The organism is Amycolatopsis sp. CA-126428 (assembly GCF_002904335.1).
Lineage (GTDB): Bacteria > Actinomycetota > Actinomycetes > Mycobacteriales > Pseudonocardiaceae > Amycolatopsis.
This window is the reverse complement of sequence record NZ_PPHF01000144.1, coordinates 1-17,795: the sequence shown is the minus strand read 5'-3', so window position 1 is coordinate 17,795 and position 17,795 is coordinate 1. Positions and strand designations below refer to the sequence as shown.

Annotated in this window: 16 protein-coding genes and 1 pseudogene; 8 read left to right on the top strand and 9 right to left on the bottom strand. The window is 68.7% G+C overall.

All coding sequences use genetic code 11. The annotated features are described in order from the left end of the window. A partial coding sequence (locus C2L58_RS36055; RefSeq protein ID WP_103342124.1) for a transcription factor WhiB occupies positions 1-250 on the bottom strand: 250 nt, incomplete at its 3' end. Next, positions 247-441 carry a DNA-binding protein gene (locus C2L58_RS36050; RefSeq protein WP_103342123.1) on the bottom strand — a complete coding sequence of 65 codons (195 nt, stop codon included), beginning with the start codon at positions 439-441 and terminating at the stop codon, positions 247-249. The genes C2L58_RS36050 and C2L58_RS36055, both read right to left, overlap by 4 nt. A 168-nt stretch (positions 442-609) precedes the next feature. Between C2L58_RS36050 and C2L58_RS36045 the strand changes: the two genes are divergently transcribed. Together C2L58_RS36045 and C2L58_RS36040 are read left to right on the top strand one after the other, a co-directional pair. Beyond that, complete coding sequence (locus C2L58_RS36045) at positions 610-978, top strand: XRE family transcriptional regulator (RefSeq protein ID WP_103342126.1); 369 nt, start codon at positions 610-612, stop codon at positions 976-978. 182 nt (positions 979-1,160) lie between these two features. Continuing rightward, positions 1,161-2,297, top strand: coding sequence for a hypothetical protein (locus C2L58_RS36040; RefSeq protein ID WP_103342122.1), 1,137 nt, complete (start codon positions 1,161-1,163; stop codon positions 2,295-2,297). On the opposite strand, the gene C2L58_RS36035 is transcribed toward C2L58_RS36040, so the two are convergent. Together C2L58_RS36035 and C2L58_RS36030 are read right to left on the bottom strand one after the other, a co-directional pair. Next, positions 2,241-2,831 (bottom strand): NUDIX hydrolase, encoded by a 591-nt coding sequence (locus C2L58_RS36035; RefSeq protein WP_103342121.1) that lies wholly within the window; start codon positions 2,829-2,831, stop codon positions 2,241-2,243. The genes C2L58_RS36040 and C2L58_RS36035 overlap by 57 nt on opposite strands. A 9-nt stretch (positions 2,832-2,840) precedes the next feature. Continuing rightward, on the bottom strand, positions 2,841-4,010 hold the full coding sequence (locus C2L58_RS36030) for a hypothetical protein (RefSeq protein WP_103342120.1): 1,170 nt from the start codon (positions 4,008-4,010) through the stop codon (positions 2,841-2,843). Between the two features lie 158 nt (positions 4,011-4,168). Here C2L58_RS36030 and C2L58_RS48895 point away from each other — a divergent pair, with 158 nt between their 5' ends. Together C2L58_RS48895 and C2L58_RS50980 are read left to right on the top strand one after the other, a co-directional pair. Next, on the top strand, positions 4,169-4,537 hold the full coding sequence (locus C2L58_RS48895; RefSeq protein WP_146073736.1) for a recombinase family protein: 369 nt from the start codon (positions 4,169-4,171) through the stop codon (positions 4,535-4,537). Between the two features lie 183 nt (positions 4,538-4,720). Further along, positions 4,721-4,915 (top strand): hypothetical protein, encoded by a 195-nt coding sequence (locus tag C2L58_RS50980; protein WP_233226133.1) that lies wholly within the window; start codon positions 4,721-4,723, stop codon positions 4,913-4,915. Positions 4,916-5,715: 800 nt separating this feature from the next. On the opposite strand, the pseudogene C2L58_RS36020 reads toward C2L58_RS50980, so the two are convergent. Both C2L58_RS36020 and C2L58_RS36015 read right to left on the bottom strand, forming a co-directional pair. Then, positions 5,716-6,471 (bottom strand): annotated as a pseudogene (locus C2L58_RS36020) (alkaline phosphatase D family protein); the annotation flags it as partial. Positions 6,472-6,502: 31 nt separating this feature from the next. Next, on the bottom strand, positions 6,503-7,159 hold the full coding sequence (locus tag C2L58_RS36015) for a hypothetical protein (RefSeq protein WP_199191620.1): 657 nt from the start codon (positions 7,157-7,159) through the stop codon (positions 6,503-6,505). A 111-nt stretch (positions 7,160-7,270) separates the two neighbouring features. Between C2L58_RS36015 and C2L58_RS36010 the strand changes: the two genes are divergently transcribed. From C2L58_RS36010 to C2L58_RS35995, 3 genes are all read left to right on the top strand, one after another. Continuing rightward, positions 7,271-10,204, top strand: a complete 2,934-nt coding sequence (locus C2L58_RS36010; protein WP_103342118.1) for an AfsR/SARP family transcriptional regulator — start codon at positions 7,271-7,273, stop codon at positions 10,202-10,204. 455 nt (positions 10,205-10,659) lie between these two features. Next, positions 10,660-11,886 carry a hypothetical protein gene (locus C2L58_RS36000; protein WP_103342117.1) on the top strand — a complete coding sequence of 409 codons (1,227 nt, stop codon included), beginning with the start codon at positions 10,660-10,662 and terminating at the stop codon, positions 11,884-11,886. Between the two features lie 215 nt (positions 11,887-12,101). After that, a complete protein-coding gene (locus C2L58_RS35995; RefSeq protein WP_103342116.1) occupies positions 12,102-13,349 on the top strand; it encodes a glycoside hydrolase family 88 protein in 1,248 nt (415 codons plus the stop codon). A 39-nt stretch (positions 13,350-13,388) separates the two neighbouring features. Here the strand turns inward: C2L58_RS35995 and C2L58_RS35990 are convergent, their stop codons facing one another. Further along, a complete protein-coding gene (locus tag C2L58_RS35990; protein ID WP_003072070.1) occupies positions 13,389-13,844 on the bottom strand; it encodes a DUF4396 domain-containing protein in 456 nt (151 codons plus the stop codon). Positions 13,845-14,157: 313 nt separating this feature from the next. On the opposite strand from C2L58_RS35990, the gene C2L58_RS35985 reads away from it, so the two are divergent. Further along, on the top strand, positions 14,158-15,174 hold the full coding sequence (locus tag C2L58_RS35985; RefSeq protein WP_199191621.1) for an autoinducer 2 ABC transporter substrate-binding protein: 1,017 nt from the start codon (positions 14,158-14,160) through the stop codon (positions 15,172-15,174). 6 nt (positions 15,175-15,180) lie between these two features. Here the strand turns inward: C2L58_RS35985 and C2L58_RS35980 are convergent, their stop codons facing one another. After that, positions 15,181-16,479, bottom strand: coding sequence for a YncE family protein (locus tag C2L58_RS35980; RefSeq protein ID WP_103342114.1), 1,299 nt, complete (start codon positions 16,477-16,479; stop codon positions 15,181-15,183). Further along, positions 16,476-17,243: a bestrophin-like domain gene (locus C2L58_RS35975; protein ID WP_103342113.1), complete on the bottom strand. Its 768-nt coding sequence runs from the start codon at positions 17,241-17,243 to the stop codon at positions 16,476-16,478. The genes C2L58_RS35980 and C2L58_RS35975 overlap by 4 nt, the downstream gene beginning before the upstream one ends. Positions 17,244-17,795 lie beyond the last annotated feature (552 nt).

Below are 17,795 nucleotides of genomic sequence, written 5' to 3'. Positions count from 1 at the left end.
CGACCGTGTCCGGCCCGGCCGTCCGCAAGTCCAGTTCCCGGCACTGGTCGATCACCGGGCACCCGGCGCACATGTGGACGGCCAACTCCCGGTCCGGCGAGTCCTCGCCGGACAGTTCGGGCATGTCGGCCCGGTCGAACGCCCAGAAACACAGACCGTCCCTGGTCACCACTTCGTTCAGCACGTCGTCCGGCACGTCGGCGTACCGGTCAAGCTGGGCAGCCATCTCCTCGTAGTCGTAATCGGTCATCGCGCACCGCCGCCCAAGACGCGCCGCAGCTCGGCGGCGGGGATGACGAGCCGGGATCGGCGACGTTCCGCGCGGAGCGTGCCGACCCGGATGGCGCGGTGTACCTCGTTGTTGTCGACGCCGAGAATCCACGCGGCGTCGGCGAGGGAGTAGAACGCCGGTCGATCGGCGTTCGGAAGTTGCTTCGGCATTAGTTGAGTCCCTTTGAGTCAAGAACGATGATTTAAGCTATAAATAAGAGCTGATTTAGTCGCATGAGGGTGCGCGAATGGTCCGGATGTGCGACGCGTTGTCGATCTCGACACCACGGAATCCGTCAAGCGCTAATGTCGGCGCCGAGGCGGACCACGGAGGAATGGGTGTCGGAAGACTGGGCGGCGGTCGCGAAGACCATCAACGAGCGCGTTAAGGAGCTTGGGTGGAAACAGCGCGAGCTGGCGGAACGCTCGCAGGTCTCCCAGGCGATCGTTCGTGAGATCCAGAACCACACCGTGGAGCGCAAGCGCAGCGACCGGACGTTGGAAGCACTGGCGCTGGCGCTGGGCTTGCACCCACAACACCTGCTTGCGGTACTGCACGGCCGCATTCCGCCGGCCCCGGGACAGCCACGCGAGGACATGGAAGACGCGGTGTCGGCACGGCTGGCCGTCATTGAGCGTCGGCTCACGGACATCACTGAGCGGCTCACCGAAATTGCCGACTTGCTGCGTCGGCCGGACGGTCGTTAGGGGTCCGATGCTGAGCGGCCTTGACTGCTTCCGCGGCCCGTCTATTGGGTGGTTCCCGTTCGCGTTCATGACTCAAGGAAACGGCAGTAAGGGGCCTTCGCGCAGTTGGCTGAGGTTAACTACGGGCCCATTAACAACAATTAACTTCGCAGGTCAGCGCGGTTATCGACCAGGTGTGCGCCATGGCTGAGACCAGGCTCCAGGCAGTACGCAGGCAGCTCGGCTATAAGGCCGATGACGTCATCAAGATGCTGCTGCGGCGCGCGGACACGCTCGCCGTTCCGGTGATGTCGGCAACGAGCCTCAAGACCAAGCTGTCCCGCTGGGAGAACGGCCGTGAAGCCGTCAGTCAGCCGTACCGTCGTCTGTTCCGTGACGTCTACGGCCGTACCAACGAAGAACTTGGCTTCCCTGATGAAGAGGCGAACGACGAGGCAGAGGAACTGATCTCACGACTTGCACTAGCGCGCTCGCTCGACGCTGAGACGGTCGAGATCTTCAAGCGACAAGTCGATCAGGCGCGGCATGTCGACCGGCGATTTGGCGGTGTGGCGCTGCTGGATCAACTGCGTAGCAACATCGATCAGATACAGGGCCTGCTTGGCTTCAGCACGACGCGCGGCCAGCGCCAAGCGCTGGCGGGGGTGTTGACTGAGGCGGCTGCGCTGGCTGGCTGGGAAGCCCTTGACCGCAACGCTATTCGTCAGGCATGGGAGCACCATGAGACGGCCAAAGCGGCAGCGCGCGAAGCGGGATCCTCGATTCTGCTTGCACATTCGACTGCGCAGCAGGCATTTATCTTGATTGATCTTGGAGAAGTTCAAGCAGCCGTAGGGCAACTTGCTGAGGCACGTGCGCTTGCAGAGCGCACGGCGCCTCCGGTTCTGCGCGCGTGGATGGCAGCGGCACTCGGAGAAGGACTCGCGGCGGCAGGTCAGCGGGACGATGCGTTGCGTGCATTCGACTCGGCGGATGAGCACTTACCAACAGATCCCGTCGACCCGGCGTTGCCCTTCCTGTTTCTCGGCGGAGCGCACCTCGACCGGTGGCGAGGCAACGCGTTGAGCAAACTCGGTGAGCCGGATGCAATCCAGCGCCTAACCGACGCGTTGCCGCGCCTGCCGCCGGATTTCATCCGTGCCAAGACCGGCATGCTGGTCGATCTGGCATTCGCGTTCGCGGCAGCAGGCGACCGAGATGCGGCCCTCGAACACGCTCGGCAGGCGCGGCGCCTCGCCGCGCAGATCAAATCAGATCGGCAACTACGCCGACTCAGTGGGCTGATCTTGCCCGGTAGTGCCGTCGACGACCTTGCGTGAGGCAATGTAGTAGAGCAAAGGAACGAGTGCACCCGCGCCGAGAATTTCCTTACGCTGTGCCAATTCTGGAATCCGACTCATCGGAACCCACTCAAGCCGTCCGACTTCTTCGGTGTCCGTCGGTTCGCCGACCTTCTTGGCATTGCGCCACAAGTACACGTCAGTCGGCGCCGTTACTTGTCCGGGCAGCGGTTCAAAGCTGATCAGGTGTTCTGCGTCGCCGACCGGCTCGTAGCCGCTCTCCTCCCGAATCTCGCGGGCGGCTGTCGCTGCGGGGTCTTCGCCCTCCTCGACCAGTCCGCCAAGCAGTTCGTACCCCCACTGGTCCGTGGCGAAGCGGTAGCGCCAGAGCATCAGGGCTCGGTCCTGATCATCGATGATCAGCCCGATCGCGATGGGAGCCAGATGAACGACGTGGTACTCCCATCGCTCACCGTTCGGCGCTTGTACGTCGGTCAGCCCGAGCCGCACCCACTTGTTGTCATAGACGGTCCGCTCACCGAAGGTCTTCCACGACCCAACGTCTTCAGTCACGCAGGGAGCCTAGCGTGATCCGACGCGAGCCTTCAGCCGTTCGAGTCGGCGGTGTTGGCGCGCCGAGCCGATGTCGGCAGCGAGAGCCTGAGCACGTCCGATGTGCACGTACGCTTGTTCACGCTCACGCATCGCAACAAACGCCGTGGCAAGGTCGACACGAAGGGCTGTCTCGGCTCGGACGAACGTGGGATCGAGACGATCGAGCGCGTCAGTGAGGACGTCGATCGCTTCCGGCTCGCCGACTCTCGCGAGAGCATGGCCGCGCCAGCGGCCAAGGTGGACGGAGTCAAGGGCCAGATACGGCCCGTCGCCTTGCGTCGGGCCGTCCGGCAGCAACGTCGCGGCGTGATCGAACGCGCGAAGACTCGCCGAACGCTGTCCATCGGCGGCAAGCGTCTCGCCGTGTGCGGCGGCAAGCCAAGAGCGGACCAGTCGGCCCGTCGTCCGCTCTGCGTTCCGGCGGACGGTCGCCATCAAGTCGACCGCCGCCGCTGAGTCGCCGATATCCAGTAGTACGAAGGCTTGGCCCGCGCTCGTGTGAGCCTCGAAAGCGCGGTTCGCGGGTTCCTTGGCGGCTGACTTGCCGTGCTCGTAGTGCTGCCAGGACTGAGAGACGTTGCCCAGGTCGAGGGCCTGCCATCCGGCGAGGGTGCGCAACTCGGAGAGCAAGGCGGCGAGTTCCCCACGGGTGGTCGGCATGACACTATGGCCCATCAACCTGCTAACCTGCGCGATCTTCGTGACCACTTCGTCGTGGGCGAGGATCGCGCCCAACTGTCGATCGAGTCGGCGCGTCGCGTTTAACTGATCGCGCAGCAGTTGGAGTACCGCGCCATCGATCCGGGCCGACGTGCGAAGCAACGCCCGGAACTCGACTTCGCCATCGGTGAACGTGGCGCGCTCCCGGGGCGGAGAGAGTAGCTCGTCGATCTTGACGCCGAAGATGCGCTCAAGGAGCCTGACCGTGGCCTGTTGAGGTCGACCGAGGGGTTTGCCTCCATCGCCGCGACCAGAGGCGAGCCGTTTCACATGTCGGCCGCTGAGCGTGCCGGGCTCGCCACAGTCTCGCGCAAAGTCCGTCGCGAACTCGGCGAACTCCTCGAACGTCTGCCGCCGTTCTCGTATCAGCAGTTCGAGAACAGTGCGCGAGCGATGTGGTTCCTCTTCATCACCCATGCCGGCACTCCTCAGGGCGCTCGTTGTCTCGTGGCCTGTGCGTGGCACCGCCGTGGCACCTCCGCGACCTTCCGATGAAATCAGTGTATACGGAAAGCTGATCTCGGCGTGACCGGCCGTTGTGGCTGGTCGGGACGGCAAGTCAAGCGGAGTGAATCATGAGCGACACGGGGTCAGCAGCGGTTATCGACCGCCCGGCGACGGCACCGCGCGCCTACGGCTACATGCGCGTTCCTAGTGATGTGCCGGACGACAAGGTTCGAAAACTGGAAAACCAAGTGGTTGCATATGCCGAGAACTGCGGCCTCCGCTTTGTCGGCTTCTTTTTCGAGTTCCATTGCGGATCGCGCGAAGCCTTCGATGATTTGGTCGCCGAACTTGTTCGCGCCGATGTGCACCATGTGGTAGTGCCGAGTCTTCGGCATCTCGCCCACAATAGGCTATTGCAAGAGAGAATGTTAGACCACCTGACCTTTACGGCTCGTGCGCAAGTTCTGGCTATGCGACTCAAGACCGCAATCGAGTAAGGGGCGTATTCGAATTCCATGGGAAATGATCGAGAGCCAACCAAAGAGGAACGGCAAGCTGCTGCGGCAGCTCTTCAGTCACTGAATGAAGGAGATATCTCGCAGGCGAACTTGTTTAACAAGCTTCTAGAGATGACGCAAGAGGATAACGACAACAAGACTGAAGGGCAGTAGGTCCCGGTTATGGACACTGACACTAAGGCGCTTGTTGAATCACTTCAAGCGGTAGGTACTCATGCGGGGACGATCGCAAATGCGCTGACGCTTGGGAATATGACACCCAAGAAGCAGCGCGAGTACGCCGACATGCTCAAGGAGCTCTCCGAACTTCTCCATGAACACGCGGACTTACAGGAAGGTGGTGGCGTAAATGAGTAACTCGCGCGCTAGCCTTGCTGGGCTTATCGATGATGCTGGCATCGAACTGCGGGAAATATCCACTCAGCTCAAGACTTGCGTTGCTTCCGCCGACGATCTCATGGAATGCAGCGCGATGGTCTTCGCGCTGGCGGACGCCCTAAAGTTGTATGCCGAGAAGATGCCCAAAGGGGAACCCGACGGCTCTCATTCCCTCCGGCAGCATCCGCCTTCAAGCTAATGGAAGGCTGGGCGCTATTCTCTCTGGTGGTAGTGGCAGTGCCGCTTATCGCTGTAGCGGTCTGGGTGCTGGGCGAACGGGCAACCAATCGTCGACGACAAAAGTTCCTTCGGCGCTACGAGCAACGATCCGTATCTGGCATCCGTAGGCGTGTCGAGCGAGAAGTTGCTAACGAGGACACGCACGTCATGCCGAGAATTCAACGCAGTCCGTTGGCTCCTGATCCATTCCAAGAAGGTGTGATCTCGGGCCGCCTTCCGCTCTTAAAGGGTCCGCGACGTTACGCACGCCAGTGCACGCGAGGTGGACGGACAATACGACCTGAGCGGCCTGGGTGACGTTGCTTTACTCATGTGGTCGTGAAAGTCACCGCTCGGGGTTTCCAGGAGAGGGCCCGAATATGCGGAATCCAAGGTGGGGAGCGGCCAGCCCATTTGTTACCTCCCCGCAATGATCCACCTGCGGCCAGCATGAGCAACCAGAGTCGAGCCGCCTGACCCCCAACGTGACGGGGTCAGGCGGCTCCTCGATGCAACGTCCTCCCGCTGCTCAGCACGTGGTACCGTGTTGTTGGTTGACTTACTCGGTGGTCGTCGAACACGACGATCCAGGGCGCGATCGCGTGCGCGGCCTGCAGGTCGGCGTCGGTCTTGTGCTGGGCGTGGCGGGCGCGGTACTGCGCGAGCGTGGTGACGTCCTCGGTGAAGGCCAGGCTGCGCGGGTTGCGCTCCTGCGCGGTCCGCCCCGACTTCTTCTCGTAGATGTAGTCGCCGAGGAACAGCACCAGGTCCGGGTCGTCGGCCACGATGCCCTTGTACGCGTGGTAGTAGCCCTCCTCCCAGTGCTGGCAGGAGCTGAAGCAGTACTTCAGCTGGTTGACCGCGGCGCCGGCGGCGGGTGCGGTGCGCGTCCGGCCGACCGGCGAAATGTAGCCGGAGCTCTTGAACCGGTAGAAGTACTCGCGCGCCGGCTGCAGGCCGGCCGGTTCGATGTGGACGCTGTGCCCGGACGCGCTGACGGCGTTCACCGAGCCGCGCTGCACGATCGAGCCGAACGCTTCGTCGTTCGCGATCTCCCAGTCGACCGCGTAGGTGGCGTCCGGCATGCCGCCGAAGCCGTCCGGGTTGAGCGGGGCGGGCGCGAGCCGCGTCCACAGCACGACGCTGTCGGGCAGCGGGTCGCCGGACGCGACGCCGAGCTGGAAGGGATCGTGGACGGCGGGGGCGGCGGCCGTCGTGCGGGCGTTCGCCCACGACGGGAGCGCCGCCGAAGCCGCGGTGGCGGTGACCGCGGCGAGCCCGCCGAGCAGCACCTTGCGCCGGTTGACCTGACCCATGGGAAAGCCCTTTCTGGTGGTGGACGCGCGGTCAGGCCGCGAAGTCGGTGAGGCCGTCGCTGCAGGACTTCAGGTCCGGCTTGGCGGTCGTGTAGTTCGCGACGCACACCTTGTAGAAGACCCAGCTGCCGTGCGGGACGGTGACGGCCTTGTCGACCTTCGTGCCCTCGCCGCCGGAGTTCCAGACGTAGAACGGCCCGGCGCCGCCCTTGAGCCAGTAGGCGACCACGGCGGAGTAGCCGTCGGAATCGGTGTCGTAGACCAGGAAGTGCGAATCGGACGAGCGGTACTGCGCCTCGCCCGCACAGGCGTCGGCGCACTGGCCGCTGCCCGTGCCGACGCCGCAGTCGGGCGCGACGCGCGTGTCGGAGTTCGTGAAGACGTAGGTGTCCGAGATGTACCCGCCGAGCGCGGGCACGTAGTCCCACAACGTGCCCGTGCCGTAGGTGCCGGTCACCGAAGTGCCGTTGACCTGGCAGTCGATGGTGACGACGGCACCGTTCGCGACGGTCTTGACGGCCGTGGCGCCCGCGGTGGGCGCCCGGCGGACGTTGAGGGGATCGCCCGCGGTCTTCACTGTCCCGCTCGCCGCGGCGGACGCTTCGGCCGCGCCGCCGGCGAGGAGCGCGCCGACCGCGGCCATGACCAGGCCGGAACCGGCGATACGCCGGAGTTTCGAACGCTTCATGGCGGCAGCGTGCCGCCGCGCCGTACACGTTCCGTACAAAGGCGCACGTGTGCGCACAGACACTCCGAATGGATCTAGCCGCTGCGCCGGACGGGTCCTAGAGTCCCGGCCATGGGGGAACTCATCGGGCAGGTTGAGACCACCTCGCTGACCATCCGCGTCCTCGGTCCGCTGGAGGTCACCGCCGCCGGGCGGGTGATCGCCCTCGGCGGCCCGAAGCCCCGGCTGCTGCTGGCCGCGCTGGCCCTGCAGCCGAACGTCGTCGTCTCGACCGACGTGCTGGTGGAAGTGCTGTGGCCACAGGCGGCGCCGCGGTCGGCCGCGGCGAACATCCGCACGTACGTGCACTCACTGCGAAGACGGTTCGCCGAGATCGACCCCGCCCTCGGCGAGCGGATCAGCAGCCGGGCCTCCGGCTACCTGCTGACCGCGGTGCCGGACGAACTGGACCACCTCGCGTTCGCCGCCCTGGCCGGCGAAGCGCAGGAAGCGCTCGACGGCGGCGAAGCCGAAAGCGCGCTCAAACTCTTCGACAAGGCCGACGCGCTGTGGCGCGGCGAAGTCCTCGAAGGCCTGCCGCACGACCACAGCTGGGGCGCGACCGTCGCCCGGCTCACCGAACTGCGGCTGTCGGTGCAGGAACAGCGGCTCCGGGCGCGGATCGGCCTCGGCCGCTCCGGCGAGGCCATCGCCGAGCTGCGCGGGCTGGTCACCGAGCACCCGCTGCGCGAGGAGCTCTGGGCCCAGCTGATCGTCGCCCTGCGCGCCGCGGGCCGGACCGGGGACGCGATCGAGGCGTACGAGTCGGCCGAGCGGGTCCTGCGCGAGGAGCTCGACGCCGGACCGGGTGCCCGGCTGCGCGAGCTGCGCGTGACCCTGGTCCCGGAAACCGTCGTCGCCCCGCGTCCGGCCGACGTCGCCCCGGTCTGCCAGCTGCCCCTGGACCTGCCGGACTTCACCGGCCGCGACACGCTGATCCGTGACGTCGTCACCCTGCTGCGGGAACGCGCGGACTCCGGCACGCCCGCCGTGATCGTGCTGTCGGGCGCGCCCGGTGTCGGCAAGTCGGCGGTCGCCGTCCGGGTCGCGCACGCGGTCCGCGACGAGTTCCCCGACGGCCAGCTGCACGTCGACCTGGCCGGCACGTCGTCGTCGCCGCGGGCGCCGATGAGCGTGCTCGCCGAGCTGCTGCGCACGCTGGGCATCCCCGACGCCGGCCTGCCGCGCGAGCTGGCCGAGCGGTCGGCGCTGCTGCGGTCGCGGCTGGCCGGGCGGCGGATGTGCGTCGTGCTCGACGACGCCGGCAGCGAGGCCCAGGTGCGGCCGCTGCTGCCCGGGGCCGGCGCCTGCGCGGTGCTGGTGACCAGCCGGATCCGGCTGCCCGGGCTGGCCGGCGCGAAGCCGGTGGACGTCGACCTGCTGCCCGAGGCCGAGGCCGCGCGGCTGCTGGAAGGCATCGTCGGCGCCGAACGGGTGGCCGCCGAGCCGGCGAGCGCCGCGGCGATCCTGCGCCAGTGCGGGCACCTGCCGCTGGCGATCCGGGTGGCCGGCGCGAAGCTCACGCACCGGCCGGGCTGGACGCTGCGGCTGCTGGCCGACCGGCTGGGCGACGAGCGCCGCCGGCTCGACGAGCTGCGCGTCGGCGACCTCGCCGTCCGCGCGAGCGTGACGCTGTCGTACGACCTGCTGCCGATGTCGGCGGCCACCGCGTTCCGCGGGCTGGGCCTGCTCGGGCCGGTCCAGTTCCCGGCGTGGGCGGTCGCGGCCGTGCTGGGCCGCCGCGACGCCGACGACGTCCTCGACGTGCTGGTCGACGGCCACCTCGTCGAGCTCGTCGGCTCCGATTCGGCCGGGCAGCCGCGCTACCGGTTGCACGACCTGCTGCGCGTGTACGCGGTGGAACTCGCCGAGCGCAGTGACGCGGCGAAGACCCGGGCCGGCCTGCGCCGGGTGCTGGAGGGGTACCTGGGGCTCGCGCTCGAGGCGGCGCGCCGGATGCCGCTGCACTTCTTCGGCATGTACTGCGACGACGAGCTGCCGCGCCCCGGCGTGCCCGAAGGCGTGCTGCCCGAAGACCCGGCCGCGTGGTTCGCGGCCGAGCGGCACACGACCGTCGCGGCGGTTTCGCTGGCCGTCCAGCACGGGTTCGACGACCTGGCCTGGCAGCTGGCTTCGGCGCTGACACCGTACTTCGACCTGAGGGGCCCGCAGGACGACTGGCACAGCACCCATCTGATCGCCCTCGCGGCGGCCCGCCGGACGGGCTCGGCGCGGGCCGAGGCGATCGTCCAGCGCAACCTCGGGCAGTACCTGCTCTACCAGGACGAGTACGCCGAGGCGCGGGTGGCGTTCGAGGAGTCGAAGAAGCTGTTCGACGCGATCGGTGACGCCCAGGGCCTCGCCGTCGCCCTGACCGGGGTTTCGACGATCCTGCGCATCGAAGGCGAGGACGACCTGGCCCTCGACCACTGCCACGAGGCACTGAAGCTGTTCGCGGAGGCCGACGACCCGAACGGCGAAGCGGTGGCCCGCCTCGGCGCGGGCGCGGTGTGGATGTCCCGCGGGTGTTACGCGGCGGCGAAGCGCTGGATCACGGACGCACTGGAGCTGTCGGCCTCGATCGGCGACCGCCACCGCGAGGCCCACGCCCTCAAGCGGCTGGGCCTGCTGTTCCAGCACCAGGGCAACCTGGCCGCGGCCCGCGAGCACGTCGACCGCGCGATCGCGATCTTCACCGACCTCGGCGACGACCACTGTGTGGGCTACGCGAACCAGAACCTCGGGGAGCTCTGCCTGCACAGCGGAGATTTCGCGCACGCGCAGCTGCTGCTGGTGAACTCCCTGGCGGTGCACCGCCGCAACGGTGACCGCCGCTCGGAGGCGGAGGTTTCGCAGTTGCTCGGGGAGCTGCACCGGGCACTTTCCCAGCCGGAGCGGTCGCGGGACTACTCGGAGCGCGCGCTGGCGATCTGGCGCGACCTGTCCACCCGGCCGAAGGACCCGCCGGTGGTCGTGGAAGCGCGGCCGCACATAGCTTCGGCCTGAGGTCGCCGCAGCAGGGCTCGGCCACCGCCGACCCGGCTCCACCGCGGCCGCTCGGCCTCACCACAGCCGACCCGGCTCCACCGCGACAGCTCGGCCTCACCACAGCCGACCCGGCTCCGCCACAGCCGACCCAGCTCCACCGCGGCCGGCAGGCCCGCCCCGGCCACACCCCCCTGCCGAACCGATACGCAGCCGCCTCAGCGGCCGACAGGCCGTGTCAAGGCACGCTTTCCCGCCTTGACACGGTCTGTCGGCCGTTGAACAATCCGGCGTTCGGGCCGGCGGGAAGAATCCGGCAGGGAACAATCCGGCAGACGAGAATCCGGCAGCCACAGCTCACACCCGGCCGCATACGACTTCCCCCCAAGGCACAATCTGCTTGTACGGATCATGTACGCCCCCTCGTCAGTCTTTCGCCACCTTCGAAACAACAGGGTGCGAGAGGAGAACCGGGGATGATCCGGATCATGAAAGCCGGCCGCGTGACCGCGGCGGTTCTGGCAGCCGGGGCGGTGACGGCGCTGGCCGGAGCCCCCGCGCAGGCCGCAACGGCGCCGTCGGCCACCGCCGGCTGGACCGCCGACTTGTCCACTGTGGACAACGACGACGTCAACGTCACCGACGCGGGTGGGGCGCTGACCCTGACCGACGCCGCCTGGCACAGAACCGAACGCGTGTTCGCCGGCAGCGAGGGCAGCCTGACGACCGCCGAGCACAAGCTCGGCTCGCCGTCGAACCGCGTCAGCGCCGAACTGACCGCCGACACCCCCCGGGGCACCTCGGTCGACGTCGACGTCCGCGGCCGGACCGGTGTGAACGACTGGACCGAGTGGACTCCCGCCGGCACCACGCTGAAGAGCACCGTGAGCGAGGTGCAGGTGCGAATCAGCCTGCACAGCACCACGGACGGCGTGCGGCCCTCGGTCAAGAGTGTCGCCCTCAGCGCCGACAGCGTCCCGCAGGCCAACGCGCTGGCCGCCTCGACCGCGCTGACCTACAAGATCTACGCCACCCGTGAAGGCCTGACCGGGCAGACGACCGCCAACGGCCACGTCATCACCAGCCGCGACCACTTCGTCGCCCTGCCCTCCGGGCGCGGCCTGTCCGGCAAGGGCAGCGGCACCTACACCGTGCGCGTCTGCAAGACCGACGGCAGCCGGTGCGAGTACGCGCCCGTGTGGGACGTCGGCCCGTGGAACACCAAGGACGACTACTGGAACCCGGCTTCGGTGCGCGCCGAGTTCAAGGACCTCCCCCAGGGCCAGCCGGAGGCGTACGCCGCCTACCACAACGGCTACAACGGCGGCCGGGACGACCTCGGCTACAAGGTCGGCAACCCGGCCGGCATCGACCTCGCCGACGGCGTCTTCTACGACGGGCTCGGCATGTCGGACAACGGCAACGTCAACGTCACCTACCTGTGGACCGGCTCCGACAAGACCGGCGTCGTCAGCACCGCCGGCGACCCGATGAACGTCCGGGCGAGCGCCAGCACCTCGGCCGCCATCAAGGGCCTCGCGGCGAACTACGCCAAGGTGAACATCGAGTGCTACGTCGAGGGTGACACGGTGGCCGGCAAGTTCGGCACCACGAACATCTGGGACCGGATCGGCCCGAACAACTACGTCTCGGACACCTACGTCCAGACCGGTTCGGACAGCCCGGTCGCCCCGCACTGCTGAACCCCGATCATCGCGTGGATGACTGCCCTCACCCCGCGATAACGGCGAAGGCCCGGTGTCCCCCACCGGACCTTCGCCCATTTCCGCGCTATTCCACTCAGCGGCACATAATTCACAAGCGTGAACAGACTTCCGCCGGGTGTACAACCGCCCGCCGGGCGTGCAAAAATTCCGGGCACTCCCCTCCCCACGGAATCACGGAATGGCGGGCACCTGTGAGCGTTTCCCGGAGAACCCTGCTGACCACCGCGGCCGGCGCCGCGGTGGCGGTGGGCGCCAGCACCTCGACGGCCACCGCCGCAGTCACAGTGGCGGCCACCCCCGACCACCCCGACCTGGCCTCGGCCACCCGGACGCTCCGCCAGGCGGCCGATTACGCGGTGGCCAAGCTCCGCGCGGTGGCCCCCGGCGTCACCGCGTTTCCGGTCGGCACGAAGTTCGAGAAATGGACGTATTCGCAGAACGGCGACTGGGTCGGCGGATTCTGGCCCGGCCAGTTGTGGCTGGCGTGGCTGCACAGCGGCGACGAACAATTCAAAACCCTCGCGCTGGCTTCCGCCGAGAAACTCGCGCCGCGCCAGAACGACACGGGCACGCACGACCTCGGCTTCCTCTTCTACCCCTCGTGGGTGACCGCCTGGCGGCTCACCGGCGACGAGAAGTGGAAGGCCGGCGCGGTGCAGGCCGCGTCGTCGCTGATCAAGCGCTACAACCCCGCGGGCCGGTTCATCCGCGCCTGGGGCGCACTGTCCGATCCGAACAACGCCGGCCGGGTCATCATGGACACGATGATGAACCTGGACCTGCTCGCGTTCGCCAGCGCGCAGACCGGGGACCCGAAGTACCTCGAAATCGCCGCCGCGCACGCGAAGACGGCCCAGCAGCACTTCCCGCGTCCCGACGGATCGACGCCGCACGTGTTCGACTTCGACCCGGTCACCGGCGCGCCGATCGGGCCGAACACGGTGCAGGGCTACAGCCCCACGTCGTGCTGGTCGCGCGGGCAGGCCTGGGGCGTCTACGGGTTCACGACCATCCACCGGCGCACCGGGGACCCGGAGTTCCTGGCCACGGCCCGGCGGCTCGCGGACTTCGCGCTGTCCCGGCTGACGCCCGACAACGTGCCGGTGTGGGACTACCTGGCCCCGCAGGCGCCGAACGACGTCAAGGACGCCTCCGCCGGCGTGATCATGGCCTGCGGCCTGCTGGACCTCGCGGAACTCACGCACCGCCCGCACTACCGCGAAAGCGCGCTGCGGATCCTCACCGCGGTGTCGCGGACGTGCCTGACGACGAAGTCCACCCGCGCCGAGGCGAGCGTCGCGCGCTGCACCCGCAACCGGCCGAACGAGGACGGCGTCGAGGTGTCGCTGCCCTACGCCGACTACTACCTGCTGGAAGGCATCCTGCGGGTGCTCGACCGCCGCAAGGTGGACCGCGCCATCGATCTTTCGAGCGTGTAGCGGCGGCCGGGGAGGCCGCCACCTCCCCGGGCGCGCTGTTCAGTGCTGGTGGTGCGCGTGCACCTTGGCGTGGCCGAGGCCGCGCCCGATCATCCACTTGTTGACCGGCACTGTGACGACGAACGCGATCGCCAGCGAGAGCGCCAGCGACAGCCAGAACAGGAAGCTGGCCAGCCCGGCGTCCATCGCCCCCGGAATCGCCACGACCACGGTGTTGTCGATCAGCTCCATCACGGCGATCGACACGGTGTCCGCGGCCAGCGCGACCTTGAACGCCGCCGCCGCGCCGAGCCCCGACTTCAGGACGCCCCGCATGGTCAGGCCGTACCCGAAGACGAAGGCCAGCACGATCGACAGGACCACGGTCGCCGCGTTGTGCAGGCCGAACGCCGTGCCCAGCACCATGCCGAGCACCTCACCGATGGCACAGCCGGTCAGGCAGTGCAGAGTCGCCTGGATCGCTGTCGCCCACGAAGCCCCGTGCTGTTCGCTCATACCCCGGGACTATACCCCTGGGGGGTACTGAGTGCACATTCCGTGGTCCATGCCGGACATCGTGCGCGTGGGCGGTGTGCCGCGGCACCGGCGCCGCCCAGAAGCCAGCGTGCGGACACGGACAGACGGACCATTGTCGCTCAGAGTAGCGATCCGCGGCCGACCAGGGGATGTCCGCCAGAGGAGAACTCACTTCCGTAACCCTTTGCGCACATCCCGTTGACCACAGTTACCCGGGGCCCTACGTTCGCCCTTGGTCTCCACCATGCGCAGACCCATCGAACTGATCGAATTTCCTGAGGAACGGGTGGAGATGCGAGGGCCGACGAAGACCTTCCGGCTGGTCGCGACGGTGCCGCTGGTCGCGGCGCTCGCGCTCGGAGGCTGCTCGGACCAGCTGGGCAGCCCGCCCGCCCCGACGCCGACCCGGATCGAGTTCGTGCCCAAGGTCCGCGGCATCCCGTACTTCGACGCCATGAACAACGGCGGCTTGGAGGCGGCGAAACAGCTGGGCATCGCGTGGCACTCGACCGGGCCGGAGACCGTCGACCCGGCCGCCCAGGTGACGATCCTGCGCGACCTGATCGCGAAGAAGGTCGACGTCATCGTCGTGGCCCCGAACGACCCGGCCGCGCTCGCGTCCGTGATCGCCGAGGCCCGGGCGAAGGGCATCCACGTGCTCACCTCGGACACCGACGCGCCGGGCACGCAGCGTGAGGTGTTCGTCAACCAGGCCAGCGCGCAGGGCATCGGCACCGCGCTCGTCGACGCGCTGATGGCGAAGACCGGCGGTACCGGCCAGTACGCGATCGTCTCGTGCGGGCCGGCCGCGGCGAACCTCAACTCGTGGATCGCCGTCCAGAAGGACTACGCGGCCACGCACTACCCGAAGGCCGAGCTCGTCGACACCGTGTACGCGGGCGAAGACGAAGAAGCCGCGACGGCCATGGCCAAGCAGCTCATGGCCGGCCACCCCGGCCTGACCGGGCTGATCGGCGAGTGCACGACGTCCGCGCCCGGCGTCGCGAAGGCCGTCGACGACGAGCAGAAGATCGGCCGGGTGTTCACCGTCGGCGTCGGGACGCCGCAGGCCATCAAGCCGTTCCTGCTCAAGGGGTCGTGCTCGCAGTCGGTGCTGTGGAACGTCGAGTCGCTGGGCTACCTGACGGCGTGGACGGCGAAGCAGGTCGCCGACGGCAAGCCCCTGAGCCCGATGAACAAGGTCAGCCTGGAGCTGCCGGCGGTGAAGTACGACGCCGCGGCGAAGACCGTCCTGCTGGGCGACCCGCTGCTCATCACCGCCGACAACGTCGACCAGTTCAAGTACTGACCGGGCTCACCGGTGCCGGCGCCCGTGCGCGGCCGCCGCGCCTCCGCCGAGCACGAGGATCAGCGCCGTCAGCCCCCAGCGGCGTTTCTCCTCGGTCCGCCGTCCGGTGTCCTGGACGATCGGCTCGGCCTTCTCCTTCGGAAGCGCGTGGTGCGTCGTCGGCGGCGGCGAGAGTGGCGGGGCCGGGGTGGCGGGCGTGGGCGTGACCACCACCGCCGGTGGCGTGGGTGCCGGCGAAGGGGCCGGGGGCAGGACGACGGGCTGTTCCACCGGTGGTGGCGGCGGGGGCGGCTCCGGCGACGGCTCGGGTGACGGCGTCTCGGTCCGGGGCGGCGGCTCCGACGACTGCCCCGGCGGCGTGGTCGGTGGTGGTGACGACTGCCCCGGGGGCGTCGTCGGCGGGGGTGACGTCGTCGGCGGGCGCGCCGGCGGCTCGGCGAGGCAGCCGGCCGCGTCTCCGCTCACCAGGGGTGGCCCGGTCGCGACCTCGGTGACCTGGCCCGAGCCGTCACGCGGCAGGCGGAACGTGACGCTGCGCCGGCCGGCCTGGTTGGCCGTGGCGTAGATCGCGCCGGGGGCGAGCACCACCGAGCCGTACGCGCCGCCCTCGGGGAACCGGAGCCCGGGCACCACCGCGACCTTCCCGCTCGACGGGTCGAGGGTGACCACCGAGCTGTCCCCGCGGGAAGTCGCCGAGACGCCGTAGAGCAGCCCGTCCGCCGGGTCGAAGGCGAAGTCGTCGACGCCGACGGCGAGCGACACCGGCCGCAGCGACGTCCGGTGCACCACCCGCACGTAGTCCACGCCGGCCGGATCGATGTCCACTGTGTACAGATCGCTGCCCTGCCGGACGTACCAGCGGTCGCCGTCGATCGCGCCCGCGGTGGCGCCGGTGACCGGGCTCCACACCGGCTTCCGCGCGCCGGCCCGGCCGATCACGCCCAGGTCGGTGACGCCGCCGGCGGCGTCGATCCGCACCGCGTGCGCGCCGTGGTACCGGCCGGCGCGGGTGCCGTCGGCGACGCCGTAGACCACTTTTTGCGCCGCGGAGTAGCCCATCGCGTTGATCCAGTACCCGGCCTCGCTCACCCGCCGAGTGACGCCGCCGGGCAGCGAAAGCAGCCGCAGCGTCGTCGGCGCGCCGCTGCGTTCGTTCTCCGCCTGCAGGATCGTGCAGCCGGCCGGCTCCCGCGCCAGCGCGAGGTGGGACGCCGGGGGCGCGAGCCAGCCCGACGCCGCCAGCAGCGCCGAAACCGCCGCGGCCGCACCGAGTGCCGCCGCCCAGCGGAACCGCGTGCCGGTCAAACCAGCCTGGCCAGCGCCGAGGTGAACGCCTCGGGGGGCACGCTGACGCCGCCGCTGAACGGGTTCTGCAGCTGGTAGATCGCGAACAGCAGCAACGTGATCGTGCCGGCCAGGGTGGACACGATGACGATGTGCGCGGCCAGCCGCGTGCCTCCGAACAGGTTGGGCAGCAGGATGGCCGTGATCAGGCTGCCGAGGACCAGCGCGAACCAGACGACCGCGCCGACCCCGCCGGCGCCGGAGTGGGCCAGCCGCTGCTGCCGGGCCTGGTAGACCGACCAGAGCTGGTTGCTCGCCTCGGTCTTGCGGTCCAGCAGCCAGTCGTCGTCGGCCGGGGCCTCGGCCACCGCCTGGCGCATCTGGTCGAGCTGCGTAGCCCCCGTGGCGGGTATCTCGCCGCCGTCGGCCAGGCGCGGCCACTCCTGCTCCTCGACCGTGCGCGCGTAGGCCGCGGCGAGCTGGTGCACCCGGTCCTTCGTCGCCTCGGGCAGCGCGTCGGCCGCCCAGGTGGTGGCGACCAGGCTGTCGGCTTCGGTCTGCGCGTTCTGGCCCACCGTGCTGACCGAGTCGTACAGCGAGATGAGGACGAAGGCGAGCAGGACCGCGTGCAGCCCGCCGACGATGGTGAACACCTGACCGGCCGCGTCGTTGTTGCCGGGCCGCCCCTCGTCGTCCCGGCCGAACCGGCGGACCAGGTAGGCGATCAGGCCGCCGGCGCAGGCCGCACCGGCCACCCAGAGACTGCCGGCCACGAAGATGTTCATCCGGGTCCTTTCGCCCGCGAAGCGCGGGAAGCACTGCCCGGCACATTCCACAGCCGGGACCGCTCAAGTTAGTCACCCATTTTCGGGCCGACAACAGCAACGGCGGAATTCATCCGAGTGGCCGAAAAAATCCCCGCTCGTCGCCGGTTCGGCGCAGTTACCGGACACCGGGAACCTTTCTCCGTTCCGCACGGCGATCACGGCGGACCGTTGCGGAGCTGGACCTTCCCGACCGGGTGACGGTCCGGAACAGGCAGTCACCACCTCCGGACCGGCTCTCCGCGGGACGTCATCCGAAAGCCACCCAGGTCGAACAGGTGGTTTTCGCCGGTGACCCCGATCGTGTCATTGTGCGACCGGACGCCGTTGCTATGTTGATTCGGCGGAGCCGCAAAACCAGGCGGATATCAGCAATAAAAGATCATGACCGGCGTGCCGGCAGGGACGCCGCACGTGCCGAACGCGAATGATGGGTGGTCCTCGTTGTGACTGTCACCGACCCGGTGGAATCCGAGCAGGCACCGTCGAGCCTGGGACGGGCGGCGGCCCGGA